The organism is Mammaliicoccus sp. P-M58, from assembly GCF_022386165.1.
In the GTDB taxonomy this organism is placed as follows: Bacteria; Bacillota; Bacilli; order Staphylococcales; family Staphylococcaceae; genus Mammaliicoccus; species Mammaliicoccus sciuri.
Genome location: NZ_JAJNJI010000007.1, coordinates 36,722 through 62,948, shown reverse-complemented (window position 1 = coordinate 62,948; position 26,227 = coordinate 36,722). Strand labels below are relative to the sequence as shown.

Sequence of the window (26,227 nt, the reverse complement as noted above, 5' to 3'; positions counted from 1 at the left end):
TTTTGATTGAGATTATATAGTCATGAGAGTGTGGAAGTTGTGGCTTAATGTGTGAATAAAGCCAAGAGATAGTCCAAGTCATGGCTTAATGGATGAGTAAAGCCAAGAGATACCAAACTCACACCTCACAACTTCACAAACATACAATTTCACCTTAACAGTATCTCAAACAATGTAAGAAGCGAAATTTTTCGCTTCTTTTTTTATGATAATTGTCCTATTTCATTTCGGAATTTAAACTTAAAAATGCTATAATTAATCTTATGATAATTAAAGGAGTTTAAGTATGTATGATATAAATTTGTGGAGTCACGTATTTAAATTAGATCCAGCGAAATCTATATCAGATGAGGACTTAATGAAAATATGTGAATCTGGTACGGATGCTATTATAATTGGCGGAACTGATAATGTTACGGAAGATAATGTACTAAATTTAATGAGTAGAATTAGACGTTATCCGTTACCTTGTGCACTTGAAATTTCTAATATCGAAAGTGTTGTGCCTGGTTTTGATTTTTATTTTTTACCGAGTGTTTTAAATAGTAATAATGTTGACTACCATAATGGTCTGCTACAAAAAGCTGTTAAGGAATATGGCTATATGATGGATTTTGATGAAATTTTCTTAGAAGGCTATGTTGTTATGAATGAAGACAGTAAGGTAGCGCAATTGACAGGTGCGAATACAGATTTAGATGAAGAAGATTTAATCAGTTATGCAAGAATGGTAGATAAACTATATCATTTACCTATATTTTATTTAGAATACAGTGGTAAGTATGGAAAAGTGGAAGAGGTTAAAGCTGTTAAAGAACATTTAGAAAACGCCCAACTTATTTATGGTGGCGGTATAGATAATTTAGAAAAAGCAAAAGAAATGGCAGAATATGCTGACATAATTGTAGTCGGTAATGCTATTTATGAAGATTTGAAAAAAGCTTTACAAACTGTAAAAGTAAAACAATAAAGGAAGGTTTTTATGAACGCATTGTTAGATAGAATGAATGACGAACAGAAACAAGCAGTCAAAACAACTCAAGGGCCATTACTTATTATGGCAGGTGCAGGTAGTGGTAAAACGAGAGTATTAACGCACAGAATTGCGTATTTATTAGATGAGAAAGATGTTTCTCCTTATAATGTTTTGGCGATTACATTTACTAATAAAGCAGCTAAAGAGATGAAAGAAAGAATTAGCCATTTAGTTGGTCCTGAAGCTGAAAGTATTTGGATATCTACATTCCATTCAATGTGTGTAAGAATCTTAAGAAGAGACATTGACCGTATTGGAATTGAAAGAAACTTTACAATTATAGATCCGACTGACCAAAAATCAGTTATTAAAGAAATATTAAAGAAACAAAATATAGATAGCAAAAAATATGACCCAAGAACATTTATTGGTGCAATTTCTAATTTAAAAAACGAATTAAAAACAGCTGAAGATGCTGAAAAAGAAGCTAGTGATTTTCATGCAAATATGGTTGCTAGTGTATACAAAGGCTACCAAGATAAATTGCTTAGAAATCACGCATTAGACTTTGATGATTTAATCATGATGACGATTCAATTATTTAATAGAGTGCCTGAAGTATTGGAATACTACCAAAATAAATTCCAATATATTCATGTCGACGAATATCAAGATACAAACAAAGCACAATATACGCTCGTTAATTTATTAGCAAGTAAATTTGAAAATATATGTGTCGTAGGTGACTCTGACCAATCTATTTATGGTTGGAGAGGTGCAGACATTAAAAATATTTTATCATTTGAAGAAGACTATCCAAATGCACAAACAATCTTCTTGGAGCGTAACTACAGATCAACAAAGACTATTTTAACTGCAGCAAACGAAGTGATTCGTAATAATGCTGAACGTAAACCTAAAGCATTATGGACGGATAATAACTCAGGCGAAAAGATAAAATATTATGAAGCAACAACTGAAAGAGATGAAGCAGAATATGTTATTCGTCAAATATTAAAGAAAAAACAAGAAGGCTATAAAAACCAAGATATAGCCGTGTTATATCGAACAAATGCTCAATCACGTGTACTTGAAGAAACGTTCATGAAATCTAATATTCCTTATACAATGGTTGGCGGTACAAAGTTCTATGACAGAAAAGAAATTAAAGATATTTTGAGTTATTTAAGATTAATTTCAAATAGCAATGATGATATCAGTTTTGAAAGAATCATTAACGTACCTAAAAGAGGTATTGGACCGACATCTGTTCAAAAAATTGCTCAATATGCAGCGATGAATCAATTGAGTTACTTTGATGCTTTAGGAGAAGTTGATTTTATCGGTTTATCTAAAAAAGTTACTGAAGAAGGCGCAGCATTTTATGAAATGATGAACAACTTTATGCAACAGCAAGAGTTCTTATCTGTAACTGAAATTGTAGAACAAATACTAGAAAAATCTGGTTATAGACGTATGTTAGAGAACGAACAAACGATTGAATCTCAAAGTAGACTTGAGAATATTGATGAATTCTTATCTGTACCAAGAGACTATGAGAAAAACACACCAGTTGAAGAACAATCATTGATGAACTTCTTAACAGACTTATCACTTGTTGCAGATGTTGATGATGCAGATTTAGAAGCGGGTGTAACATTGATGACAATGCACTCAGCAAAAGGTCTAGAGTTCAAAGTTGTATTTATTATTGGTATGGAGGAAAGTATTTTCCCACACTTTAGAAGTCTTCAATCAGGTGAAGAACATGAAATGGAAGAAGAACGCCGAATTGCTTATGTGGCTATTACGAGAGCTGAAGAAGAGTTACATTTATCTCATGCGACAACTCGTACATTGTTTGGTAGATCTCAAGCAAACTTAAAATCAAGATTTTTAAAAGAAATTCCAGAAGATTTACTTGATGGCGTGAAACCAAAAACATCATTCAAGCAAAAACAAACATCAGCACCTAAACGTAGTTTTGCAGGTCGTATGAATACGAATCAAAAACCAGAAACATCATGGAATGTTGGAGATAAAGTAACCCATAAATCATGGGGTGAAGGTATGGTAAGTGCTGTTAATGATAAAAATGGTTCTGTTGAATTAGATATCATTTTCAAAAAAGAAGGACCAAAACGTTTATTAGCACAATTTGCACCTATTGAGAAGAAAGGGGAGTAAACTATGGAAGATTTAAAATCAAGAGTTAAAGAACTTCATCAATTGTTACATCGTTATAACCATGAATATCATGTGTTAGATAATCCAACTGTTCCTGACAGTGAATATGATCAATTATTGCATGAGTTAATCTCTATAGAAGACAAGCACCCTGAACTAAAAACGGACGATTCACCAACTGTCAGAGTTGGTGGACCTCCGTTATCTCAATTTGAAAAAATTAATCATGACACACCTATGTTGTCATTAGGAAATGCTTTTAATGAAGAAGATTTAAGAAAATTTGATCAAAGAGTTAGAGAAAAAGTGAATAATGTTCGATATACTTGTGAATTAAAAATTGATGGATTAGCGGTATCGTTAAAGTATGTGAATGGACGATTTGTTCAAGGATTAACGCGTGGAGATGGTACAACAGGTGAGAATATCACTGAGAATTTAAAAACGATACATGCCATTCCTTTAACAATTAAAGAACCACTTTCTATTGAAGTTCGTGGTGAAGCGTACATGCCAAGAAAATCTTTTGTTTCTTTAAATGAACAAAAAGAACAAAACGGTGAACAACTATTTGCTAATCCTAGAAATGCTGCTGCTGGTTCATTAAGACAACTTGATTCTAAATTAACTGCTAAAAGAAAGCTCGATATTTTCTTATATAGTGTTAATGACTTAACGGAAATAGAAGCGGATAGTCAATCAGAGGCATTAAATAATTTAGATGAACTTGGATTTAAGACAAACAAAGAAAGAGAAACTTTTGATGATATAGAAGGCGTATTATCTTTTATAAGTAAGTGGACTGAACAGCGCAATAATTTATCATATGATATAGATGGCATTGTTATTAAAGTTGATGATTTAAGTCAGCAAGAAGAACTTGGATTTACTCAGAAATCTCCAAGATGGGCAATCGCGTACAAGTTCCCAGCTGAAGAAGTCTTAACAACATTGACAGATATAGAATTAAGTATAGGTAGAACGGGTGTTGTGACACCAACTGCGATATTAGAGCCTGTTAAAGTGGCAGGTACAACTGTTTCTAGAGCATCATTACATAACGAAGACTTAATCCATGAAAAAGATATCCGTATAGGAGATAAAGTTGTCATCAAAAAAGCAGGTGACATTATACCTGAAGTCGTTAAAAGTATTGCTGAAGAAAGAAGCGAAGATAGTGAAATTTATCATATGCCAACACACTGTCCAAGCTGTGAGCATGAATTGGTTAGAATAGAGGGTGAAGTTGCATTAAGATGTATTAACCCTAAATGTTCTGCACAATTAGTAGAAGGTATGATTCATTTTGTATCACGCCAAGCAATGAATATCGACGGTTTAGGAGATAAAATAATCGAACAACTTTATCAAAACGATAAAATTAAAGATGTTGCAGATTTATATTATTTAACGAAAGACGATTTACTACCATTGGAAAGAATGGGTGAGAAGAAAGTTAATAATTTATTAACAGCAATCGAAGCTTCTAAAGAAAAATCACTCGAGCATTTATTATTTGGTTTAGGTGTGAGACATTTAGGTACGAAAGCAAGTCGAGTAATAGCTGAAAAGTATGAAACAATTGATCGCTTATTCGAAGTAACGATAGAAGATTTAACTGAAATACCAGATGTTGGTCATAAGATGGCTCAATCACTTGTTACTTATATGGAAAATGATGATATTAAAGTATTAATCGATAAACTTAAACAGAAAAATGTTAACATGACTTATACAGGTATTAAGCAATCTGAAATTGAAGGTCATCCAGATTTTACTGGAAAAACATTCGTCTTAACTGGTAAAATGACAGAGATGACAAGACCTGAAGCAACAAAAGTAATTCAATCATTAGGTGCAAAGGTAACAGGAAGTGTCACTAAAAATACGGATGTTGTTATTGCTGGTGAAGATGCTGGATCCAAACTTGAAAAAGCTGAAAAATTAAATATAGAAGTTTGGTCAGAAGAAGATTGGTTAAACAAATATCGTAATATCAATGAATAGAGGTTAAAGATATGAAAAAAGGATTTCTTATTTTAGCGTCTGTAATATTGCTTACAGCATGTTCATCAGATACTACCCAAAAAGATAATCAAGATAAATCAGATAAAGAAAAAGAGCAAACAAAGCAAATTTCTACAGGTATGCAAATTTCCAGTGATTATTATCGAACATTACTACCATTTAAAGTAAGTGCTGCAAGAGGATTATCGCAAGATAATATGATTTCTAGTTATAACAGTGAAGCATTTGAAAGTGGATTGTTAGATATAAGTAAACAAACATTTTCACCTGATGATTACTTATACAGAGATGGCCAGTTCTTAGATAAAGATACTGTGAGAGCATATTTAGCACCTAAATATACAAAAGCAGAAATTAAAGATATGAGTGATGATGAAAAAGAACAAAATAATGCAAGAGAAAACTTAGGTTTGAATCCAACTCATAAAGGAGAAACAGATCCTGAAAAAATAGCTGAGAATTCACCTACATATTTATCACATATCATCGAACAAGATTACTTCACAGAAAGTGATGCTAAAAAACAAAAAATTTCTGGTATGACGATTGGTTTAGCCATGAATAGTGAATATGTTTACCAAAAAGAAGAATACGGCGAAACATATACGAAGAAACTTGATAATAAAGAAGTAGAGAAAAAAGGTAAAGAGATGGCTGAAGAAATCCTTTCACGTCTTCGTGTAAGAGATGATCTTAAAAATATTCCGATTAACTTTGGTATATTCATACAGTCTGGAGAAGGTGACATCAAACCAGGCAAATTTGTTTCTTATGCCTCTAGTGAAGGCGGTAAGCGTAACGTTAAAAGTTGGGAAAAGATGAACCAAAAATATGTCACAATCCCATCAAGCGATGCATCAGATTTAGATGAAAATTTAAATTCTAATTTTGAACAGTTTAATCAAGACTTACAAAAATATTTCCCGAACTTTACACAATCAGTAGGAACAGGTAAATTTGATGACGATAAACTGACAGAATTAGAAATAAAAGTACCACTTGATTATTATGGAAAAGCAGAAGTAATTGGTGTGACTCAATACGTAGCAGACCTATCTCAAAAATACTTTAAAGGTATAGATGATTTAGAAATATCTATCGTAGACGGAGAAGAACCACAAGCATTAATTACGAAGACTAAAGACGATGACGAACCACAAATTCATATTTATAAATAGGGAAAGAGTCTGGAACAGAGGAATGTTCCAGACTCTTTTTCATATTGTTGGAGGTCTGAATATTGCAAGAGAGGTGCGACAAGCAATGTTCAGGACCTTGTATTTATCAAGACAGGCCAAACAAGATAAATAGACGCCTTGTATTTATCAAGACTGGTAAAACAAGATAAATAGGCGCCTTGTATATTGCAAGACTCCCTAAACAAGCAACATAGATCCCCTCATATACAAATATTTTTCCATACAAAAAAGACTGGCACATTTTATGTACCAGTCTCTTCCATATTAATCTTCTTTTAAGATACGTTTCATGCGATCTAAGTTATCAATAACTTCTTTGTCTGGCTTCTTAGTAAATGAACTTACAATAACTGTAACGACGATGTTTGTGAAGAATCCTGGGATAATTTCGTATAATTCGAAAATACCGCCATGACTTTTCATCATAATCCAGAATAGTACGACGATTGAAGACGTAACCATACCTGCGATTGCACCATTTTTCGTTAAGCCTTTCCAGTATAATGACATTAATACAAGTGGTCCAAATGCTGCACCGAATCCTGCCCAAGCATTACCTACAAGGTTAAGGATAGTGTCGTTTGGAGTCCAAGCAAGTAATATTGCCACGACTGCTACAGCTAATACTGCAAATCTACCTACCATAACAAATTCTTTATCTCTATCTGGTTCATAACCACGTTTTTTAGTTATGATTTTATAGAAGTCTTGTGTTAAAGCACTTGATGTAACGAGTAATTGAGATGAAATTGTACTCATAATAGCTGCTAAAATTGCTGCTAAGAAGAACCCGCCAACTAATGGGTGGAATAACACTTGACTCATTAAGATGAAGATTGTTTCTGGGTTATCAATTGTTTGGCTTGTATCATGAATGTATGCAATACCAGTTAAACCAACTAAACATGCACCTAATAATGAAATAGCCATCCAACCAATACCGAATCTTCTTGCTGTTGGTAATTGTTTATGTGATTTAATAGACATAAATCTTACAATAATATGTGGTTGTCCAAAATAACCAAGTCCCCATGCAATTAATCCTATAATACTTACAACTGAAGTTCCTTTAAACCAATCTAAGTTAGTTGGTTTAACTTCTGCTACAGTGTGGAAAGTATCTAACCCGTTTAAAGTTAATAATGCAGCGATTGGTACCATAACCATCGCTATTAACATGATCACACCTTGGAAGAAGTCTGTTAGAGAAACAGCTAAATATCCTCCGAAGAATGTATATAATACAACGATACCACCAGTTAAGATAATACCAAGACGATAATCCATACCGAATGCACTTTCGAATAAAGTACCACCTGATACCATACCAACTGAAGTATATAGCGTAAAGAATACGACAATGATAATACCTGAAATAATTTTTAAAGCATGTGTATTATCTGCGACACGTTTCTCGAAGAAATCTGGAATCGTAATAGCGTTTCCAGTATGTTCAGTATATACACGTAATTTCGGTGCGACTAATATGTAATTTAACCATGCACCTACTGTTAAACCGATAGCAAGCCAAGTTGCTGATAATCCAATACTGTAAACTTCACCAGGAAGTCCCATAATCATCCAACCACTCATATCGGATGCACCAGCGGATAATGCTGTTACATAAGGACCTATACTACGGCCACCTAACATGTACTCATCTAAATTGCTTGTTGATTGTTTATAAGCATAATAACCAATTGCTAATAGAACAAGAAAATAGACTATAATCATGAAATAAGTTTGCCAGCCTGAAGCAACTCCAGCACTCGCATCAATTTGTCCTAAAATAAACATAATCCCGCTCCTTTATTTTATGTATTTTAAAGTTGCACGTTGACCATTATACACAAATGAAATAATAATCAAAGGGTAAAAAGTAAATTATCCGTATATTCAGTTTATCATTTATGTAGAATGGTGTCACAATTTGTTCATATTTTTTGAATTTTTATATTGCTCTATGCCTTGCGGTGTAAATGTTTACAAAGGATATGCTTATGACTTATTTTGCTCATAAAATTACGATGTAAACTTTTTTTAAAATTTTTAGTTTTTTAAAATTTGTTCCATGTCATCAAACTTTTTAAGGTCATTTTCAACAGGTGGTTTCGTCATTAAGCTCACAATAACTGTTACGATAATACTTGAAATAAATCCAGGTATGATTTCGTAAAATTCAAAAATACCACCTTGATCTTTCATGAGTATCCAGAAAATAACGACTAATGAACCAGTCAAAATTCCTGCAATCGCGCCGTATTTAGTTAGACGTTTCCAATATAGTGATAATAATACTAAAGGTCCAAATGCTGCGCCAAATCCAGCCCAAGCATTACCAACTAAATTCAAAATTGTATCATTTGGATTCCACGCGATGTACATCGCAACGATTGATACAAGTAAAACTGATAAGCGTCCTACAAGAACGAATTCCTTTTCATGACTTTTATCTTGTAATGTTTTTCTGCGCAATAACATGTAGAAGTCTTGCGTTAATGCACTAGATGTTACAAGAAGCTGTGATGAAATTGTACTCATAATCGCAGCTAAAATTGCTGCTAAGAAGAACCCTGCAATGAGTGGATGGAATAAAATTTGACTCATTACGATAAAGATTGTTTCTGGGTTTTTAACTTCTATATTAGTATGTTCAACAAAAGCTATACCAATTAACCCAGTCACACAAGCACCTAATAAAGAAATTGCCATCCATGAAATACCAATTCTACGTGCTCTAGGCATTAGTTTATGTGTTTTAATAGACATAAAACGTACTATAATATGTGGTTGACCGAAGTATCCTAATCCCCAAGCTAGTAAACTGATGATACCAACTGTAGTTGTTCCTTTGAACCAATCTAAATTCGTAGGTTTTAAATCACCAACTTCACTAAACGTGTCGAGACCATTTAACTTTAACAACGCAACGATAGGCACTAATACCAATGCTAAGATCATAATGACACCTTGGAAGAAGTCTGTTAATGATACAGCTAAATAACCGCCGAAAAGTGTATACAAAATAACAATACTAGCGGCTATAAATAAACCAACATGATAATCTAGTCCAAATGCACTATTAAATAGTACGCCACCAGCGACCATTCCAGAATGTGTGTATAACGTGAAGAATACAACGATAACTAACCCTGAAATGACTTTAACGATTCTTGTATTATCTGATAATCTTTTTTCAAAAAAGTCAGGTAAAGTAATAGCGTTATCAGTCAGTTCAGTATAAATTCTTAAACGTGATGCTACGAGTATGTAATTAAGCCAAGCACCAATTGTAAGGCCAATGGCAATCCAAGTTGCTGATAGACCGATACTATATACAGATCCTGGTAACCCCATAATCATCCAGCCACTCATGTCTGAAGCACCTGCTGATAGGGCAGTAACAAGTGCACCTAAATCTCTGCCGCCTAACATATATTCATCAAGCGTACTTGTCGAACGTTTGTAAGCATAAAATCCAATTGCTAATAAAATGGCAAAATAAATAGCAATCATAACGTATGTTTCCCAAGAAGTTTCGACTTTGACATTCTTAAAAGTATTTCCAAGTATAAACATGAAAAACCACCTCTCACTCATTGACATAAAATTCAGAAAAAAATTCTGATAATTTATTATACACAATGTATGCGCTTTCATGTAGTTAATTTTTAATAACTTTAGATTTTTATATGAAAATTTGTTAAAATTATATGATGTTAGATTAACTAAGGAGGCGTCGCACATGACGAAGGTAACATCTGAGCAAGTTGAACATGTTGCTAATTTAGCTAGACTTGAAGTTTCACAAGACGAAGTCAATGAATTCACACAATCTTTAGAAAAGATCTTAAACTTTGCAGGACAATTAGATGAAGTTGATACTGAAAATGTTGAACCAACATTCCACGTATTAGACTTACAAAATGTTCTAAGAGAAGATAAGAGTGAATCAGGAATTCCTCAAGAACAAGCATTACTTAATGCGAAAGAAAAAGAAGCGGGGCAATTTAAAGTTCCAGCAATTATGAACGAGGAGGACTAAAGCATGACAATTCGTTATGAAACAATTGAAAGTTTATCAGAAATGATTAAAAATAATGAAATTAAGCCATCTGAAATTGTTAGAGATATTTTTGATGCGATAGAAGCAGACGACGCAAATATTAAAGCATTCTTAGCTTTAGATAAAGAACAAGCAATTAAAAAAGCTGAAGAACAAGATAAATTACAAGCTGAAGGCAAAATGGAAGGTAAGCTATTTGGTATTCCAATGGGTATCAAAGACAATATTATTACTGAAGGTGTAGAAACTACATGTGCAAGTAAAATGTTAGAAGGCTTTATTCCTATATATGAATCAACAGTTATGAATAAATTAAATGCTGAAAATGGTATTTTAGTTGGTAAACTTAACATGGATGAATTTGCTATGGGTGGATCAAATGAGAACTCTTATTTCAAGACAACTGTTAATCCATTTGACCATAAAGCCGTACCAGGTGGTTCATCAGGTGGTTCAGCAGCAGCTGTTGCAGCAAGCTTAGTACCATTTGCATTAGGTTCAGATACTGGTGGTTCAATCCGTCAACCAGCATCATACTGTGGTGTTGTTGGTATGAAACCTACATATGGCCGTGTATCACGTTTTGGTCTAGTAGCATTTGCTTCTTCATTAGATCAAATTGGACCTATTACACGTAGTGTTAAAGATAACGCATTAATTTTAGAAACGATTTCTGGACATGATGCACAAGATTCAACAAGTGCACCGATCGAAGATGTAGACTTTACGTCTGAAATTGGTAAAGATATTAAAGGCTTAAAAGTAGCTGTACCAGAAGAATTCATTGGCTCTGGTGTATCTGAAGAAGTTAAGAACTCAGTTAATGAAGCTGTTAAAACTTTAGAATCTTTAGGTGCTACAGTTGATCGCGTATCATTACCAAATACTAAGTATGGTGTAGCAAGTTACTATATTATTGCATCTTCTGAAGCATCAGCTAACTTAGCTAGATTTGATGGTATCCGTTATGGTTATCATTCAAAATCAGCAAATACACTAGAAGAACTATACAAAAAATCTCGTGGTGAAGGTTTTGGAGACGAAGTTAAACGTCGTATTATGCTTGGAACATTCGCATTAAGTTCAGGTTATTACGATGCTTACTACAAAAAAGCTCAAAAAGTTCGTACATTAATCAAACAAGACTTCGAAAAAGTATTTGAAGACTATGATGTTATCGTAGGACCAACTGCACCAACGACAGCATTCAATATTGGTGAACAAATTGATGATCCATTAACAATGTACGCTAATGATATTTTAACTATTCCAGTTAACTTAGCAGGTGTACCATCAATCTCTATTCCTTGTGGTAAATCAAATGGTCGTCCAATTGGTTTACAAATTGTTGGTAAACCATTCGATGAAAAAACAATATACAAAGTTGCTTATCAATATGAAACACAATATAACTTACATGATGACTATAAAACTTTACAAGGAGTGTGAAACTGAATGCATTTTGAAACAATTATCGGCTTAGAAGTTCACGTCGAATTAAAAACAGAATCAAAAATGTTTTCACCATCACCCGCTCATTTTGGTGCGGAACCTAATACAAATACAAACGTTATTGACTTAGCATATCCCGGCGTATTACCAGTTGTAAATAAGACAGCTGTTGATTGGGCTATGCGTGCAGCAATGGCATTAAATATGGATATTGCGAAAGAATCTAAATTTGATAGAAAAAACTATTTCTATCCAGATAATCCAAAAGCTTATCAAATTTCTCAATTCGATCAACCAATTGGTGAAAATGGTTGGATTGATATTGAAGTAGATGGAGAAACTAAACGTATTGGTATCACACGTTTACACATGGAGGAAGATGCAGGTAAATTAACACATAAAGATGGATATTCTTTAGTTGATTTAAACCGTCAAGGAACACCTTTAATTGAAATCGTTTCTGAACCTGATATTCGTTCTCCTAAAGAAGCATATGCATACTTAGAAAAATTACGTGCAATTATTCAATATACAGGCGTATCAGATTGTAAAATGGAAGAAGGTTCATTACGTTGTGATGCCAACATTTCATTACGCCCATATGGTCAAGAAGAATTCGGTACAAAAGCTGAGCTTAAAAACTTAAACTCATTTAACTATGTCCGTAAAGGTCTTGAACATGAAGAAAAACGCCAAGCAGAAGTATTATTAGCTGGTGGAGAAATTTTACAAGAAACACGTCGTTTCAATGAATCAACAGGCGAAACAATTTTAATGCGTGTTAAAGAAGGTTCAGATGACTATCGTTACTTCCCAGAGCCAGACTTAGTACCATTATACGTTGATGATGAGTGGAAAGAACGTGTACGTCAAACAATCCCAGATTTACCAGACGTACGTAAAGAACGTTATGTTAATGAATTAGGATTACCAGCTTATGATGCACATGTATTAACATTAACTAAAGAAATGTCAGATTTCTTTGAAGCAGCAATTGAGCATGGTGCAGACGTTAAGTTAACATCTAACTGGTTAATGGGTGGCGTTAATGAATACTTAAATAAAAATCAAATCGAATTACAAGATACTGCATTAACACCAGAAAACTTAGCAGGTATGATTAAACTTATTGAAGATGGCACAATGAGTAGTAAAATTGCTAAGAAAGTATTCCCTGAATTAGCTGAAAACGGTGGAGACGCACATCAAATTATGAAAGACAAAGGTCTTGTACAAATATCTGATGAAGCAACACTATTAGGATTCGTTACAGAAGCATTAGATAACAATCCACAATCAGTAGAAGACTTTAAAAATGGTAAAGGTAAAGCGATGGGCTTCTTAGTAGGTCAAATTATGAAAATTTCAAAAGGCCAAGCAAACCCACAAATCGTTAACCAATTACTAAAATCAGAATTAGAAAAAAGATAATAAATATTAAGAAAATCTCGTCACAAGGTGAATTACTCGTGACGAGATTTTTTTGTATATGAAGGTGGCGTATCGTTAAGGACAGAATTCCGAGAAATGTCCGTAAGAGTTGTCTCTCTAATTACCACAATTCAGAATAATGGAAGTTACAGCGTTCTAATTACCAGAATTCGGAATAATGAAAGTTAGCGCCCACCTAACTACCAAAACCTGAATAATGAATGATATACCACCATCAATTCTTAATCTTATTAAATTGCAAATTCTATATCTAATTACTTGCATGGTTGGTGTGTTGAAGTACAATAGTATTAAATCATAATGACGATGGAGGCGTAACTACATATGACGCAAATTAAAATAGCTAAAAATGAAAATGAAATTAATTTAGAGTTAGGTCAAGCTAATAGACATGGTTTGATTGCTGGTGCTACTGGTACTGGTAAAACAATTACTTTAAAAGTATTGGCTGAACAATTTTCTAAAGCTGGTGTTCCAGTCTTTATGTCAGATGTTAAAGGGGATATCTCAAGTATTGCTGAGGCTGGCTCTATCAATGATAAAGTTCAAGAACGTATTGATATGATGAAAATTGATGATTATGAAAATAATGCTTTTCCTGTAACGTTATTTGATGTATTTCAAAAAACGGGTGTACCTGTTCGTACAACAATTACAGAAATGGGTCCGCTATTAATTGGTAAGTTATTAGATTTAAATAATACTCAATTAGGTGTGTTAGATATTGTATTTAAAGTTGCTGATGAAAGTGGTCTGCTTCTGATTGATATGAAAGATTTTAAAGCACTTTTAAAAGAAATTAATGAAAATAGAGCGGAGTATGCTGAGAAGTATGGAAATATTTCCTCTGCATCAATTGGTGCAATTCAACGTGCATTATTAAGATTAGAATCTGAAGGTGCTGAAACGTTCTTCGGAGAACCTGCATTACAATTAGAAGATTTTATTAAGTTTGATGATTCAGGCAGAGGTATGATCAATGTACTTGATGCATCTGTTTTATATCAAAAGCCTAAATTATATGCAACGTTCTTATTATGGTTATTATCTGAACTATTTGAGAGTCTTCCAGAAGTAGGAGATCCCGAAAAACCAAAAATTGTATTCTTCTTTGATGAAGCCCACCTTTTATTTAATGACAGCTCTAAAGAGTTAATTGAAAAAGTTGAACAAGTTGTACGTTTAATTCGTTCTAAAGGTGTAGGTATTTATTTCGTAACTCAAAATCCAATTGATATTCCAGAGTCAGTTCTCGGACAACTAGGAAATAGAGTACAACATGCACTTAGAAGTTATACACCTAAAGATCAAAAAGCGATTAAAAGCGCTGCACAAACTTTCCGTCAAAATGAAAGCTTTGACACTGCTCAAGTAATCGGAGAATTGAAAACTGGGGAAGCGTTGATTTCATTCTTAAATGATGAAGGGCAACCGAATGTTGTTGAACGTGCATTTATTCGTCCACCTGAAAGTAAAATTGGTGTAATCGATGAATCTGTTAAAAAAGATTTAATTGAAAATGCGTCATTAAATGAAACGTATAAAGAAACGTTTGATCGTGAAAGTGCATATGAAATGTTACAAAATAAAATTGAAAAGCAACCTGAAGAAGAACCAAAAACTAAGAAATCACAGTCAACTAAGAAAGAAACAACATCTAAGAAGAAAGAAAAACCTTCACAATTCCAAAAAGAAACATCTAAATTCTTATCAACAGTTGGAAGACAAATTGGTAGAGAAATCGTACGTAATATATTTGGAACGAAAAGACGCTAATTATTTTTTGCTTTCTTATATTTAGTATATGCTTTAATATAAAGATATAAGAATATACAAGAGGGATCATAATGAAGAAAAAAGCTAGAATCATTTACAACCCAACATCAGGAAGAGAGTTATTTAAAAGAGCATTACCTGATGTATTAATTAAGTTAGAACAGGCTGGTTATGAGACAAGCGCTTATGCTACAACAAGTGCTGGAGATGCGACACATGCTGCTAGGGAAGCTCTAAAATATGATTATGATGTTATCATTGCTGCTGGTGGAGATGGTACTTTAAATGAAGTTATCAATGGTATTGCAGAAGCAAAGAAGCGACCTAAACTAGGGTTAATTCCTATGGGGACAGTTAACGATTTTGGTAGAGCACTTCTTATTCCAAACAATATAATGGAAGCTGTAGATACAATCATTAAAGGTGATCTTGTACCTGTAGATGTTGGTAAAATGAACAATCGCTATTTTATTAATATTGCTGGTGGCGGTAAAATAACAGAAGTTTCTTATGAAGCGCCAAGTAAATTGAAAACAATGGTTGGACCACTCGCTTATTACATTAAAGGCTTAGAGATGTTACCACAAATTAAAGCGACTGATATACGTATCGAATATGATGGTAATGTATTCCAAGGCGAAGCGATGATGTTTTTAATTGGCTTAACGAATTCAATAGGTGGCTTTGAAAAGCTTGTACCAGATGCTGATATTAATGATGGTAATTTTACTTTGCTTATATTAGAGAAAGTGAATATAGCTGAACTTGGACATATTATGACATTGGCTTCTAGAGGTGATCATATCAATCATCCGAAAGTTCATTACACAAAAGCTAAAACAATTAATGTCTCATCATTTGAGCAAATTCAATTAAATGTTGATGGTGAATTTGGTGGCGTATTACCTGCTAATTTCTTAAACTTAAAACAACATATACAAGTCTTTTCTAAACTTGAAAGGGTTAAGAGAGAGCACGGAATTGAAACAGTAGAAAGAGAACGAGAAAGACTACACGAAGAACAAACAGAAGAATAAATACATAGGGACATTATTTTGTCCCTTTTTTCTATGTTTATCGTGAAAGAGGGAGTTAATATGGCAGGAGTCGTAAATAAGAATGAAATATATACTGGAGAGGTTATCGATTTTACACATGAAGGGCATGGTGTAGTTAAATTCGATCGTTATCCAATTTTCGTACCAAATGCAATTAAAGATGAAACCATTTCATTTAAAGTTATCAAAGTGAAAAAACAATTTGCTATTGGTAAATTAATCTCCATTGAAGAAGCATCAAAGGACAGAATTGAACCACCTTGTGAATATTATAAAGTTTGTGGTGGATGTCAACTTCAACATTTAAGCTACACAGCGCAATTAGAAATGAAAAAAGAACAAGTGATTAATCTATTCAAGAGAAAATCACATTTTGAAGATACAATTATTCACGATACAGTTGGAATGGAGAATCCTTGGCATTATCGTAATAAATCACAAATACCAGTCGGGAAAAATAAATCTGGTGAAATTGAACTAGGATTCTATAGACAAAGAAGTCATGATATCGTGAATATAGATCATTGTATGATTCAAGATGAAAAACATGATTTAATTATGAAGAAACTTAAACGACTTTTAGATGAAACAAACATCAGTATTTATAATGAACAAAAGCACAAAGGTGAATTAAGACATATCATCTTGAGAACTGGTTATTATACTGGAGAAACAATGGTTATATTCGTAACGAATAGTAAACAACTTAGCCATAAAAATAAAATAATTGATTTTATTCAAACTGAATTTGAAAATGTGGTCAGCATTAAACATAATATTAATTTAGAAAAATCAAATGTTATTATGGGACATACGTCATATACTTTATACGGGAAAGATACCATTACAGATAAACTTTCTGAATATGAATTTAAAATATCCGACACTTCTTTCTATCAAATCAACCCAACACAAACAGAAAAACTTTATCATAAAGCGTTAGAATATGCACAATTAGATGGAGAAGAAACTGTCATTGATGCATATTGTGGTATTGGGACAATCGGTTCATACATGTCACAAAAAGCGAAACACGTTTATGGTGTGGAAGTCGTCGAACAAGCAATAGAAAACGCAAAAGAAAATGCGCAAATCAACAATATAGATAATGCGACATGGGAAGCAGGAAAAGCAGAAGAAATCATCTTAAAATGGCAACAAGAAGGTATTAAGCCAGAAGTTGTAATGGTCGATCCACCAAGAAAAGGATGCGATCAAACATTTATTGAAACATTAATCGAATTATCTCCAAAAAGAATCGTGTATATTTCATGTAACCCTGCAACACAGGTGAGGGATGTAGAATTGTTGAAAAATAGCGGTTATCAACTAAAAGAAATCACACCAGTAGATATGTTTCCACATACAACACACGTCGAAACAGTTGCTTTAATCGAAAAAATAACAGAATAGCATTCACTAAGGAGATTGGGATATAATGGAATGTCTCAGTCTCTTTTAGTATCTTGGCAGTAGCTGACTGAATTGAAAATGCGCTTATATCAAGCTTTTTTCAACTCTAGTCATCCTTGCCGGGGCGGGACTACGAAATCTTTTTATACAAATTAGATTTCTGTCCCGCTCCCTTTGAGCGTTATGTTTGTGTGAAAGTGTTTACAACTGTATAAATAATGTAAGGAGGGTTGTTTATGAAACGACTAATGATCAGTGCGATTTCGGCTAGTTTTATTTTATCTGCTTGTAGTAATGATTCGAATGAAGAAACTGAAGATAAAGGTAAGCAAACTCAGAATGAAATGGAACATGAACAGAGTCAGTCAGATGACAACCAAGAACGTAAAGAAACTAAAGGGATTGAAACGGTAGCTCAAGGTTTAGATATACCTTGGAGTATTGCGAGATCAGATGATGTGTTTTATTTATCAGAACGCCCTGGCAAAATTATTAAAATTGATGGCAATAAAAAGACTGAGCAACAAGTGGATTTAGATAAGGAAGTTTCTACTGCTGCTGAAGCGGGTTTATTAGGATTTGTGCTTGCGCCTGATTTTAAAGATTCTAAAGAAGCATATGCTTATTACACATATGAAGATAATAATCAGTTTAATCGTATCGTAAAATTAAAATTAGAAAATGATACGTGGAAAGAGGATGAGGTATTAATTGATAAAATACCAAGTGGCCAATATCATCATGGTGGTCGGTTGAAAATTGGACCGGATGATAAATTATATGCGACTACTGGAGATGCTTCAGACGAACAAAATGCACAAGATAAAGATACTTTAGGTGGTAAAATTTTAAGAATTAATCTTGATGGTAGTAAACCTAAAGATAATCCGATTTCTAATTCATATGTTTATAGTTACGGTCATAGAAATCCACAAGGAATTGTATGGACACCTGATGGACAGATGTATGCGAGTGAGCATGGTAATCAAGCAAATGATGAAATAAATGAGATTAAAGAAGGTCAAAATTACGGTTGGCCAGTGATTGAAGGTAATGAAGAAAATGATAATATGGAAACACCGATATTTACTTCAGGATCAGATGATACTTGGGCACCTTCAGGCATAGCATTTAAAGATGGTATCATTTATTCAGCTGCGTTGCGTGGAGAAGGTATTATGAAATTTGATGTAGAAAAAGATGGAATGAAAAAAGTGGCGACTAAATATGGAAGAATTAGAGATGTTTACATCGTAAATGATGATTTATATTTTGTAAGCAACAATACAGATGGTAGAGGTAATCCTTCCCAAAATGATGATAAGATGTATAAAGTTTCGCTAAGTCAATTAAACTCATAACTCAAACCTGAGCATAAAATCATTAGTATAAATTGAATTTATATTTTATAATCATTATGTAAAGGTTATTAAGAAATGGTTTCTCGGGGGTATTGGATGCTTAAAATTGACTTAGTTAACAATATATCTGTATTAAAGAGGTTAGCACTTTTACAATTTGTTTTATTTCTTTCATTAATATTAATTAGCTTTAAGTTAATTGCGAATATCATATATATTTATGAAGAAGGCTTTGTAAGAAATATCATAGTTGGGTTAGTTGGTTTAATTATATTAGTGTTTATCCACGAGTTAATACACGGTATTTGCTTTAAAATATTTAATCCAAAGGGAAAAGTTAAATATGGATATATGAAAGGCATGTTTTATGCAACGATGTCACATGCTATTTTTACAAGAAAACAATTTTATATCATATTATTAGCACCATTTGTTTTAATTAGTATAGGATTATTAATTGTATTATTATGGCTTCAAGTCACTTCTATTATTTATGTATTTGCTTTTCATGGTGCTGCATGTATCGGTGATTTTTACATGGCACAAGTGATTTATAGTAATAAACAGATGAATTATGTAGAAGATACAGAAGTCGGCATTAATTTATTTACGGATAATAAAGATGTTCAATCAACAAGTTAAAAAGATTTTGATATAATATATAGGAATTTGGGCGACCAACTTCCTATTTTTTTGTAGAGGTGTTTAGAATGGAACGGCGAATCATTCACATTGACATGGATGCTTTCTTTGCTCAAGTTGAAATAAGAGATAATCCAAAATTAAAAGGAAAACCAGTTATTATAGGAGGACGTGCTTCAGGTAGAGGCGTTGTTTCAACGGCTAGCTATGAAGCTCGGAAATTTGGTGTTCATTCAGCTATGCCCATGGCTCAAGCACATCAACTTTGTCCGGATGGTTATTATGTACGCCCAAGAATTAATTATTATCGTGAAGTATCTAATGAAATAATGGCGATTTTTAAAAGTTATACAGATATTGTTGAACCATTATCGTTAGATGAAGCTTATTTAGACGTTACTGAACTTGTGAGAAGAGACTTATCTGCTTCAACGATTGCTCAATATATTCAACGGGATATTTATGATAAGACGCATCTTACATCTTCAGCAGGTGTTTCTTATAATAAATTTTTAGCAAAGCTCGCTAGTGGTATGAATAAACCGAGTGGTCGGACAGTAATAGATTATGAGAATGTACATGATTTATTGATGTCGTTGCCGATAGGAGATTTTGCAGGTATTGGAAAAGTAACCGAAGAAAAGATGAAATCATTAGGAATCAATAGTGGTAATGATTTATACGCATATGACCAAATGGAATTGATTCAATTATTCGGTAAACGTGGTGTAAGCTTTTATAATAAAGTACGTGGTATCGATCATTCTCCAGTGAAACCAACACGTGTTAGAAAATCAATCGGTCGAGAAACAACTTTTGAAACAGATCAAAATGATGATGACTTTATTCTCAATACGATTAGAAAATTGAGTACTGAAGTTGCCAATAGAGCTGATAAACACGAACTAGCAGGGCGAACAATAACAGTTAAACTAAAAACACATAACTTTGAAACATTATCTAAACAAACAAGTAGTCATACACCAGTCTATGACGAAGTTGAAATATATAATATTGCATATGATTTATATAATTCATTAAAAGATTCGGATACTTCTATACGTTTAGTAGGTGTATCTATCGGGAATTTAGTTTCGAGAACATATCGCAATTTAACAATATATGATTTTATTTAAACCGGTTTACTTGATATCGTCATGTATCCTTAGTATTCTGGATATTGTTGAATGCGCGTTTCGGCTATACGAGAAGTGGGTATTTATTAATACTTATAATAAGAAAGTAGAGATTGATATGAAATTTAAATTTTCAATTATTGCAATTACAGTATTATTAATCATTTTATTTATTAAAAGTTCCATTGAAACAGGTTCATTCGATATTATCAAATTACTAGGTATTATTGCGATAGCAATATTGTTATTCTGGGTTGATAGAAAATTAGAAAGACCTGTTAATAAAGCAAGTTTAAAAAGAGACATAAAAAAAGAATTCCAACACAAAGAGTAAATAAAAGAATAAAAGCTTCTAGGATGCGTCATAATATCCTAGAAGCTTTTTATTTATACATATTTTTTATCGGTTAATGTTTTGCCGTAAATACTCAATACAGCATCTAAGTCTGGATAATGTTTTAATAATCGATACGTAATAATGGCGCATGCTTTAGCATCATTTAACGCATGGTGGTGACCTTTAAAATCAATATTATAATAATCCATCATTGGCGCAAGTCCATATCTATGATTGTTGACTGTTTTTCTAGCTAATATACATGAACAAAAATACGTTAATTCAGGAATTTCGATTTGGTGTTTAATGAGTGATTTAAACAATACAGTCATATCAAATTTAGCATTATGTGCTACAACTGGTAATGTACCGATGAAATCCATCATATATGGAAACACGACATCGAAAGTAGGTGAATTTGTCACATCAGAAGGTTTTATTTTATGAATTTTAATATTTATATTTGAAAAATAATCTTCAGGATTCACTAATGTATAAAAAGTTTCTGTAATTTGATGATCAATTACTTTGACCATTCCGACAGAACAAATGCTTTCCGGACTTCCATTTGCTGTTTCAAAATCAAGTGCTACAAATGAAGACATGCCATCACTTCCTTTAGAAAGTTATTATAAACATTTGTTGGAATAATGTAAATGATGATGGTATGTAGATAGAATGAATAAAGACCATCTGCCATGAATAGTTCATGTAGATGGTCTTGTTTAAGTATTGTAAGACTATAAATTATTCAGCATCTTCATCGAAGTGACGAGAAGCTAAATCTTTTTCATAGATAAATAATGCGTTATTGTCTTCTTGAATTCTTTCTAAGTAGTCAATATGTGTTTCAAACATAGACTCTTCTTCAACTTGCTCATCTAAGAACCAGTTTAAGAATGAAATTGTTGCAAAGTCTTTTTCTTCTTTAGCAATTTCAGATAAATTATAGAATCGACGTGTAACATCTTGTTCTTGAGCTAATCCATCTTTAAATGTCTCTAATAAAGAACTGAATTCAGTTTTAGGTGCATCTAAAGCTGTGAAAATAGCTTTTTCACCACGATCGTTAATATAGTCATATATTTTCATACCATGGAAACGTTCTTCTTTAGCTTGTTGAATATAGAAGTTTGCAAATCCATCGTAACTCTTATCTGCACAATAAGCTGCCATTGCCATATATGCATGTGCTGCGTAAAATTCATGATTCAATTGATTGTTTAAAGCATCTAAAATATTTTTAGATAACATAGAAATCTTCCCTTCTATAATAATTTTAACTTACATTTTTATTATACAATAACAACAAAATGAAACCAACGATTTGATATAGTTAAACACTTTTTTTAAAGCTTTTGAACGTGGTATAATGATGTGACAGAACAAGGAGGTAACGTATGAAGAAGTATGTTGCGAAAAATATAGCAAAGCTAGCACGGTATGCTAGTAGAAAAGTAGGTAAACAAGGTACGGATCTTCCGGGACAAATAGCTCGAAAAATAGACCCGCTTATTTTAAGAAAGTTAGCGAATGAAGTAGATGAAATCGTGATGATTAGTGGTACGAACGGTAAAACGACGACATCGAACTTAATAGGTTATACATTAAAGAAGAACAATATTGAAATTATACATAATACTGAAGGTGCCAATATGGCAGCAGGGATTACTTCAAGCTTTATTGTTCAATCTAATAAAAATACTAAAATTGCTGTTATAGAAATAGACGAGGGTTCTATTCCAAGAGTGTTAAAAGAAATGACACCTTCTATGATGGTAGTGACAAACTTCTTTAGAGACCAAATGGATAGATTTGGTGAAATCGATACGATGGTAGATAATATCGCCAACTCAATCAAGGATAAAGGAATTAAACTATTACTGAATGCAGACGATCCTTTCGTTAGTCGTTTGAAAATAGCAAGTGATGACATTGTTTATTATGGTATGCAAAAAGGGATACATGACTTTGAACAAAGTACAATGGTTGAAAGTAAATATTGTCCTAATTGTGGCAGATTATTAAATTATAGTCATATTCATTACAATCAAATTGGTCATTATACATGTGAATGTGGATTTAATAGAGCGACTCCACAATATGAGGTGACAGCATTTAAACAAGAACCGTTTATACATGTTGGCTTAAATGATGCACATTTTGATATGAAGATTGCTGGTGATTTTAATGTGTTTAATGTCATTGCAGCTTATTCAGTATTAAGAGAATTAGGTTTAAATGATCAATCTATAAAAGCTGGTTTTGAAACGTATACTTCTGATAATGGACGTATGCAATACTATAGAAATAGTAAAAAAGAAGCGCTTATTAACTTAGCTAAAAACCCTGCAGGCCTTAATGCAAGTTTATCTGTTGGTGAACAAATTGATGGGGAAAAAGTTTATTTAATCAGTTTGAATGATAACGGCGCAGATGGAAGAGATATTTCATGGATTTATGATGCAGACTTTGAAAAATTATCTAGACAAAATATCAAAACTATCATCTGTACAGGACAAAGAGCTGAAGAATTAGCATTAAGACTGAAATATGCTGAAGTTGAAGCAGAAGTTATTATAGAACATTCAATAGAAAAGGCAACTGAACTATCAATGACTTACAATCAGTTTACAGTTGCAATTCCTAACTATACATCTTTATCACCAATGCATCGAACATTGAATAAAGCCTTTAAGGAGGAAGCATAATGTCATCAATAAAAATATTTCATTTTATGCCAGATAAATTAAATTTGTACGGCGATATTGGCAATATCATTGCACTAAAACAACGTGCGAAATGGCGTAATATAGAAGTAGAAGTAATAGATATAACAGATACAGATCAATTAAGTTTAGATGAATGTGACATTTTCTTTATAGGCGGTGGAAGTGATAGAGAACAAAGTTTAGCTACAGAACAATTAAAGAAAATTAAAACACAACTTAAAGATGCAATTGAAGGCGGCATGCCAACTTTAACAATATGTGGCGGCTATCAATTTTTAGGATCTGAATATGTAACACCTGATGGAACAAGATTAGAAGGTTTAAACATTCTTGATATTTATACAGAATCTAAGAAAGATCGTCTAATAGGAGATATTGTTATTGAATCAGAAACATTTGGACAAATCGTCGGTTTCGAGAATCATGGTGGAAGAACATATCATGAATATCCTACATTAGGTAAAGTCGTTGATGGTTATGGTAACAATGATACAGATAAGAAAGAGGGTATCCATTATAAAAATTTATTGGGTACATATTTACATGGACCAATTTTACCTAAAAACCACGAAATCACAGATTACTTATTAAAACAAGCATGTATCCGAAAAGGTATAACATTCGAACCAGAACAACTAGACAATACAGTTGAAGAAGCAGCAAAACAAGCTATTATAAAAAGGTTGTTAAAAGCAAAATAATAAAAAGGCTGAGACATTAAATGTTGTCTCAGCCTTTTAGATTTTTGTGGTGTAATTAAGATTCATTTAACCTCAGACATAGATAGGCGTGTCTACAGCTAAATAAAACACAATATCTATTTGATGAAATGTAATAATCCAATTTAGAACTCAAATGGGTATAAATACTGAACAAATTAGATAGTAGAATATGATATTATAATAAATACAAATTTTTAACAATAGATGAGTCATTATATATCGTTAATAGCTTAGAAACTTCATAAAAATTATAGATGGAAATATAAAGTCTTAAAATCAATACTCTCAAAATCCCCCAAATTATATTAATAATCTGTATCAGTGAGTTTATCAAAACCTCGCTATATTAAAATCCATCTTTTAAAAGATTTTTTAAATATTTTCCAATTATAAATATCAAGATAATACTTATTTCCGATTTGTTTTATAACATTTTGTTTCATTAAATTATTAAAAGTACGAGTTTGCTTAATGTTTAAGCTTTTTAAATCTTTAGCACTTTTTGGAGAAACTGCATTATTTTCTTTCATAATTTTTACTACCTTATCTTGTTTTAAAATTATACTTTCAGCTCCAAATGACATAGCTATCACCTCTTTTAATCATTATAACAAATAAATTTTTAGAAAATTGTGACATTTATCACTGAAACACTTCTGTTTACATGTAAGTATATAAGTAGGTGAGGTAATGAACAGTAAACTTAAAATAATTATTGAAATGTCTGTTTTATCAATATGTACTACATTATTATTTATTATTAACACTATTTTGTTTTCGATTATTTTTCCTAAAAATGATCATTTTAATTTCTCTATATTACTATCTTTAATTGTGTCATTTCTAATATTACCTCAATATATATATAGAAATTGTGTATTTGAAATTAAAATTTTTAGAAATGGTATCAATACTTTATTTGGAATTCGATTAATGGTATACATATTTGTTTTAGTATGTGTCTATCAATCTATTTGGCAATTTATCACAATGATTATAGTTGCAATATCCGAAGAGTACTTGTATAGGAAAATTATTTATAATAGGTTACTAAAGCACTTCAATTTCGTTATATCAGCAATAATAAGTTCTATATTATTTGCTCTTATATTACATAATGCTGAAAATTTTATTGTTAATATTACATTGAGGGTAACAATAGGTTTAATTTTATGTTTTGTAACATTTAAAACAAAAGATATAAAAGATTCTATATTTTTACATTTGATTTATAATTTGTCTATATAGAAGGGAGAAAAAATGAAAAATTTAAAATTACTTATAACAGAATTTACATTTATTTTTATTGTTGGAATTAACTATTATCTTTTTGAAAATCATAACTTAATGACATTTTTCTTGTTTAATATTATTTTACCTACATTATTAGTAGTTATTTCTAATTTGATTTTAAGTAATAAAAAAAGATATAAAGCAATGATAGTATTATTAAATACATTTGTACTTCAATTTTTATTAAATTACAGTATAATCCTCAATTCTTGCATGTTCGAAAAAATTATTGAAAATACAAAATATATTTTTGGAGAAAATGGAAGTGTTGAAATAAGTATTCAAGAAAGTAGTTTGGCACAGTATAGCTTTACATATATTTTATTAGTAGTGCTAACTCTAGGTGTTAGTTATTTACTAGAATTTATAAAAATGAAAAGAAACGGAGGTTAATTAT

At 32.1% G+C, this 26,227-nt stretch carries 23 protein-coding genes; 18 read left to right on the top strand and 5 right to left on the bottom strand.

Annotated features, from left to right (window positions below; genetic code table 11):
• Window positions 1-286: 286 nt before the first annotated feature.
• The 4 genes from pcrB to LQ694_RS09260 are packed head-to-tail and all read left to right on the top strand — an operon-like array spanning window position 287 to window position 6,369.
• Window positions 287-970 (top strand): heptaprenylglyceryl phosphate synthase, encoded by a 684-nt coding sequence (gene pcrB / locus LQ694_RS09275; protein ID WP_196968515.1) that lies wholly within the window; start codon window positions 287-289, stop codon window positions 968-970.
• Between the two features lie 12 nt (window positions 971-982).
• Window positions 983-3,163 carry a DNA helicase PcrA gene (gene pcrA, locus LQ694_RS09270; RefSeq protein ID WP_196968516.1) on the top strand — a complete coding sequence of 727 codons (2,181 nt, stop codon included), beginning with the start codon at window positions 983-985 and terminating at the stop codon, window positions 3,161-3,163.
• Window positions 3,164-3,166: 3 nt separating this feature from the next.
• Complete coding sequence (gene ligA, locus LQ694_RS09265; protein WP_196968517.1) at window positions 3,167-5,170, top strand: NAD-dependent DNA ligase LigA; 2,004 nt, start codon at window positions 3,167-3,169, stop codon at window positions 5,168-5,170.
• A gap of 11 nt (window positions 5,171-5,181) precedes the next feature.
• Window positions 5,182-6,369, top strand: coding sequence for a CamS family sex pheromone protein (locus LQ694_RS09260; protein ID WP_196968518.1), 1,188 nt, complete (start codon window positions 5,182-5,184; stop codon window positions 6,367-6,369).
• Between the two features lie 285 nt (window positions 6,370-6,654).
• On the opposite strand, the gene putP (LQ694_RS09255) is transcribed toward LQ694_RS09260, so the two are convergent.
• Together putP (LQ694_RS09255) and putP (LQ694_RS09250) are read right to left on the bottom strand one after the other, a co-directional pair.
• Entirely contained in the window at window positions 6,655-8,187 is a 1,533-nt protein-coding gene (gene putP / locus LQ694_RS09255; protein WP_096792086.1) for a sodium/proline symporter PutP, read from the bottom strand.
• Between the two features lie 252 nt (window positions 8,188-8,439).
• A complete protein-coding gene (gene putP, locus LQ694_RS09250) occupies window positions 8,440-9,969 on the bottom strand; it encodes a sodium/proline symporter PutP (RefSeq protein WP_196968519.1) in 1,530 nt (509 codons plus the stop codon).
• Window positions 9,970-10,135: 166 nt separating this feature from the next.
• Here putP (LQ694_RS09250) and gatC point away from each other — a divergent pair, with 166 nt between their 5' ends.
• The 10 genes from gatC (at window position 10,136) to LQ694_RS09200 (ending at window position 21,080) form a co-directional block, all read left to right on the top strand.
• Window positions 10,136-10,435, top strand: a complete 300-nt coding sequence (gene gatC / locus LQ694_RS09245) for an Asp-tRNA(Asn)/Glu-tRNA(Gln) amidotransferase subunit GatC (RefSeq protein ID WP_025905135.1) — start codon at window positions 10,136-10,138, stop codon at window positions 10,433-10,435.
• A 3-nt stretch (window positions 10,436-10,438) separates the two neighbouring features.
• Entirely contained in the window at window positions 10,439-11,905 is a 1,467-nt protein-coding gene (gene gatA, locus LQ694_RS09240; RefSeq protein WP_096792088.1) for an Asp-tRNA(Asn)/Glu-tRNA(Gln) amidotransferase subunit GatA, read from the top strand.
• A 6-nt stretch (window positions 11,906-11,911) separates the two neighbouring features.
• Complete coding sequence (gatB, locus tag LQ694_RS09235) at window positions 11,912-13,339, top strand: Asp-tRNA(Asn)/Glu-tRNA(Gln) amidotransferase subunit GatB (RefSeq protein ID WP_037590579.1); 1,428 nt, start codon at window positions 11,912-11,914, stop codon at window positions 13,337-13,339.
• A 345-nt stretch (window positions 13,340-13,684) separates the two neighbouring features.
• Window positions 13,685-15,136: a helicase HerA-like domain-containing protein gene (locus LQ694_RS09230; RefSeq protein WP_196968520.1), complete on the top strand. Its 1,452-nt coding sequence runs from the start codon at window positions 13,685-13,687 to the stop codon at window positions 15,134-15,136.
• A 71-nt stretch (window positions 15,137-15,207) separates the two neighbouring features.
• On the top strand, window positions 15,208-16,173 hold the full coding sequence (locus LQ694_RS09225) for a diacylglycerol kinase (RefSeq protein ID WP_239771999.1): 966 nt from the start codon (window positions 15,208-15,210) through the stop codon (window positions 16,171-16,173).
• 60 nt (window positions 16,174-16,233) lie between these two features.
• Entirely contained in the window at window positions 16,234-17,607 is a 1,374-nt protein-coding gene (rlmD, locus tag LQ694_RS09220) for a 23S rRNA (uracil(1939)-C(5))-methyltransferase RlmD (protein ID WP_096792090.1), read from the top strand.
• A gap of 236 nt (window positions 17,608-17,843) precedes the next feature.
• Complete coding sequence (locus tag LQ694_RS09215) at window positions 17,844-18,968, top strand: PQQ-dependent sugar dehydrogenase (protein WP_096792091.1); 1,125 nt, start codon at window positions 17,844-17,846, stop codon at window positions 18,966-18,968.
• 96 nt (window positions 18,969-19,064) lie between these two features.
• Complete coding sequence (locus LQ694_RS09210; RefSeq protein ID WP_096792092.1) at window positions 19,065-19,610, top strand: DUF3267 domain-containing protein; 546 nt, start codon at window positions 19,065-19,067, stop codon at window positions 19,608-19,610.
• Window positions 19,611-19,678: 68 nt separating this feature from the next.
• Window positions 19,679-20,746, top strand: a complete 1,068-nt coding sequence (gene dinB / locus LQ694_RS09205) for a DNA polymerase IV (RefSeq protein ID WP_096792093.1) — start codon at window positions 19,679-19,681, stop codon at window positions 20,744-20,746.
• Window positions 20,747-20,864: 118 nt separating this feature from the next.
• On the top strand, window positions 20,865-21,080 hold the full coding sequence (locus LQ694_RS09200; protein ID WP_048540669.1) for a hypothetical protein: 216 nt from the start codon (window positions 20,865-20,867) through the stop codon (window positions 21,078-21,080).
• Window positions 21,081-21,133: 53 nt separating this feature from the next.
• Here the strand turns inward: LQ694_RS09200 and LQ694_RS09195 are convergent, their stop codons facing one another.
• Window positions 21,134-21,688, bottom strand: coding sequence for a 3'-5' exonuclease (locus LQ694_RS09195; RefSeq protein ID WP_058611119.1), 555 nt, complete (start codon window positions 21,686-21,688; stop codon window positions 21,134-21,136).
• 142 nt (window positions 21,689-21,830) lie between these two features.
• Window positions 21,831-22,337, bottom strand: coding sequence for a ferritin (locus LQ694_RS09190; protein ID WP_025905146.1), 507 nt, complete (start codon window positions 22,335-22,337; stop codon window positions 21,831-21,833).
• A 146-nt stretch (window positions 22,338-22,483) separates the two neighbouring features.
• Here LQ694_RS09190 and murT point away from each other — a divergent pair, with 146 nt between their 5' ends.
• Together murT and gatD are read left to right on the top strand one after the other, a co-directional pair.
• Window positions 22,484-23,794, top strand: coding sequence for a lipid II isoglutaminyl synthase subunit MurT (gene murT, locus LQ694_RS09185; protein WP_037590447.1), 1,311 nt, complete (start codon window positions 22,484-22,486; stop codon window positions 23,792-23,794).
• Complete coding sequence (gene gatD, locus LQ694_RS09180; RefSeq protein ID WP_070369184.1) at window positions 23,794-24,516, top strand: lipid II isoglutaminyl synthase subunit GatD; 723 nt, start codon at window positions 23,794-23,796, stop codon at window positions 24,514-24,516. Before murT ends, gatD begins: the two co-directional genes overlap by 1 nt.
• A gap of 362 nt (window positions 24,517-24,878) precedes the next feature.
• Here the strand turns inward: gatD and LQ694_RS09175 are convergent, their stop codons facing one another.
• Entirely contained in the window at window positions 24,879-25,121 is a 243-nt protein-coding gene (locus tag LQ694_RS09175) for a hypothetical protein (protein WP_196968521.1), read from the bottom strand.
• Between the two features lie 106 nt (window positions 25,122-25,227).
• Between LQ694_RS09175 and LQ694_RS15640 the strand changes: the two genes are divergently transcribed.
• Both LQ694_RS15640 and LQ694_RS09170 read left to right on the top strand, forming a co-directional pair.
• Window positions 25,228-25,785 carry a CPBP family intramembrane glutamic endopeptidase gene (locus LQ694_RS15640; RefSeq protein ID WP_218697360.1) on the top strand — a complete coding sequence of 186 codons (558 nt, stop codon included), beginning with the start codon at window positions 25,228-25,230 and terminating at the stop codon, window positions 25,783-25,785.
• 12 nt (window positions 25,786-25,797) lie between these two features.
• Window positions 25,798-26,223: a hypothetical protein gene (locus LQ694_RS09170; protein ID WP_218697361.1), complete on the top strand. Its 426-nt coding sequence runs from the start codon at window positions 25,798-25,800 to the stop codon at window positions 26,221-26,223.
• The last annotated feature ends 4 nt before the right edge of the window (window positions 26,224-26,227 follow it).

Coding starts and splice junctions, on each gene's coding strand:
- pcrB (WP_196968515.1), top strand. CDS start 287: ATGTATGATATAAATTTGTGGAGTCACGTATTTAAATTAGATCCAGCG.
- pcrA (WP_196968516.1), top strand. CDS start 983: ATGAACGCATTGTTAGATAGAATGAATGACGAACAGAAACAAGCAGTC.
- ligA (WP_196968517.1), top strand. CDS start 3,167: ATGGAAGATTTAAAATCAAGAGTTAAAGAACTTCATCAATTGTTACAT.
- LQ694_RS09260 (WP_196968518.1), top strand. CDS start 5,182: ATGAAAAAAGGATTTCTTATTTTAGCGTCTGTAATATTGCTTACAGCA.
- putP (WP_096792086.1), bottom strand. CDS start 8,187: ATGTTTATTTTAGGACAAATTGATGCGAGTGCTGGAGTTGCTTCAGGC.
- putP (WP_196968519.1), bottom strand. CDS start 9,969: ATGTTTATACTTGGAAATACTTTTAAGAATGTCAAAGTCGAAACTTCT.
- gatC (WP_025905135.1), top strand. CDS start 10,136: ATGACGAAGGTAACATCTGAGCAAGTTGAACATGTTGCTAATTTAGCT.
- gatA (WP_096792088.1), top strand. CDS start 10,439: ATGACAATTCGTTATGAAACAATTGAAAGTTTATCAGAAATGATTAAA.
- gatB (WP_037590579.1), top strand. CDS start 11,912: ATGCATTTTGAAACAATTATCGGCTTAGAAGTTCACGTCGAATTAAAA.
- LQ694_RS09230 (WP_196968520.1), top strand. CDS start 13,685: ATGACGCAAATTAAAATAGCTAAAAATGAAAATGAAATTAATTTAGAG.
- LQ694_RS09225 (WP_239771999.1), top strand. CDS start 15,208: ATGAAGAAAAAAGCTAGAATCATTTACAACCCAACATCAGGAAGAGAG.
- rlmD (WP_096792090.1), top strand. CDS start 16,234: ATGGCAGGAGTCGTAAATAAGAATGAAATATATACTGGAGAGGTTATC.
- LQ694_RS09215 (WP_096792091.1), top strand. CDS start 17,844: ATGAAACGACTAATGATCAGTGCGATTTCGGCTAGTTTTATTTTATCT.
- LQ694_RS09210 (WP_096792092.1), top strand. CDS start 19,065: ATGCTTAAAATTGACTTAGTTAACAATATATCTGTATTAAAGAGGTTA.
- dinB (WP_096792093.1), top strand. CDS start 19,679: ATGGAACGGCGAATCATTCACATTGACATGGATGCTTTCTTTGCTCAA.
- LQ694_RS09200 (WP_048540669.1), top strand. CDS start 20,865: ATGAAATTTAAATTTTCAATTATTGCAATTACAGTATTATTAATCATT.
- LQ694_RS09195 (WP_058611119.1), bottom strand. CDS start 21,688: ATGTCTTCATTTGTAGCACTTGATTTTGAAACAGCAAATGGAAGTCCG.
- LQ694_RS09190 (WP_025905146.1), bottom strand. CDS start 22,337: ATGTTATCTAAAAATATTTTAGATGCTTTAAACAATCAATTGAATCAT.
- murT (WP_037590447.1), top strand. CDS start 22,484: ATGAAGAAGTATGTTGCGAAAAATATAGCAAAGCTAGCACGGTATGCT.
- gatD (WP_070369184.1), top strand. CDS start 23,794: ATGTCATCAATAAAAATATTTCATTTTATGCCAGATAAATTAAATTTG.
- LQ694_RS09175 (WP_196968521.1), bottom strand. CDS start 25,121: ATGTCATTTGGAGCTGAAAGTATAATTTTAAAACAAGATAAGGTAGTA.
- LQ694_RS15640 (WP_218697360.1), top strand. CDS start 25,228: ATGAACAGTAAACTTAAAATAATTATTGAAATGTCTGTTTTATCAATA.
- LQ694_RS09170 (WP_218697361.1), top strand. CDS start 25,798: ATGAAAAATTTAAAATTACTTATAACAGAATTTACATTTATTTTTATT.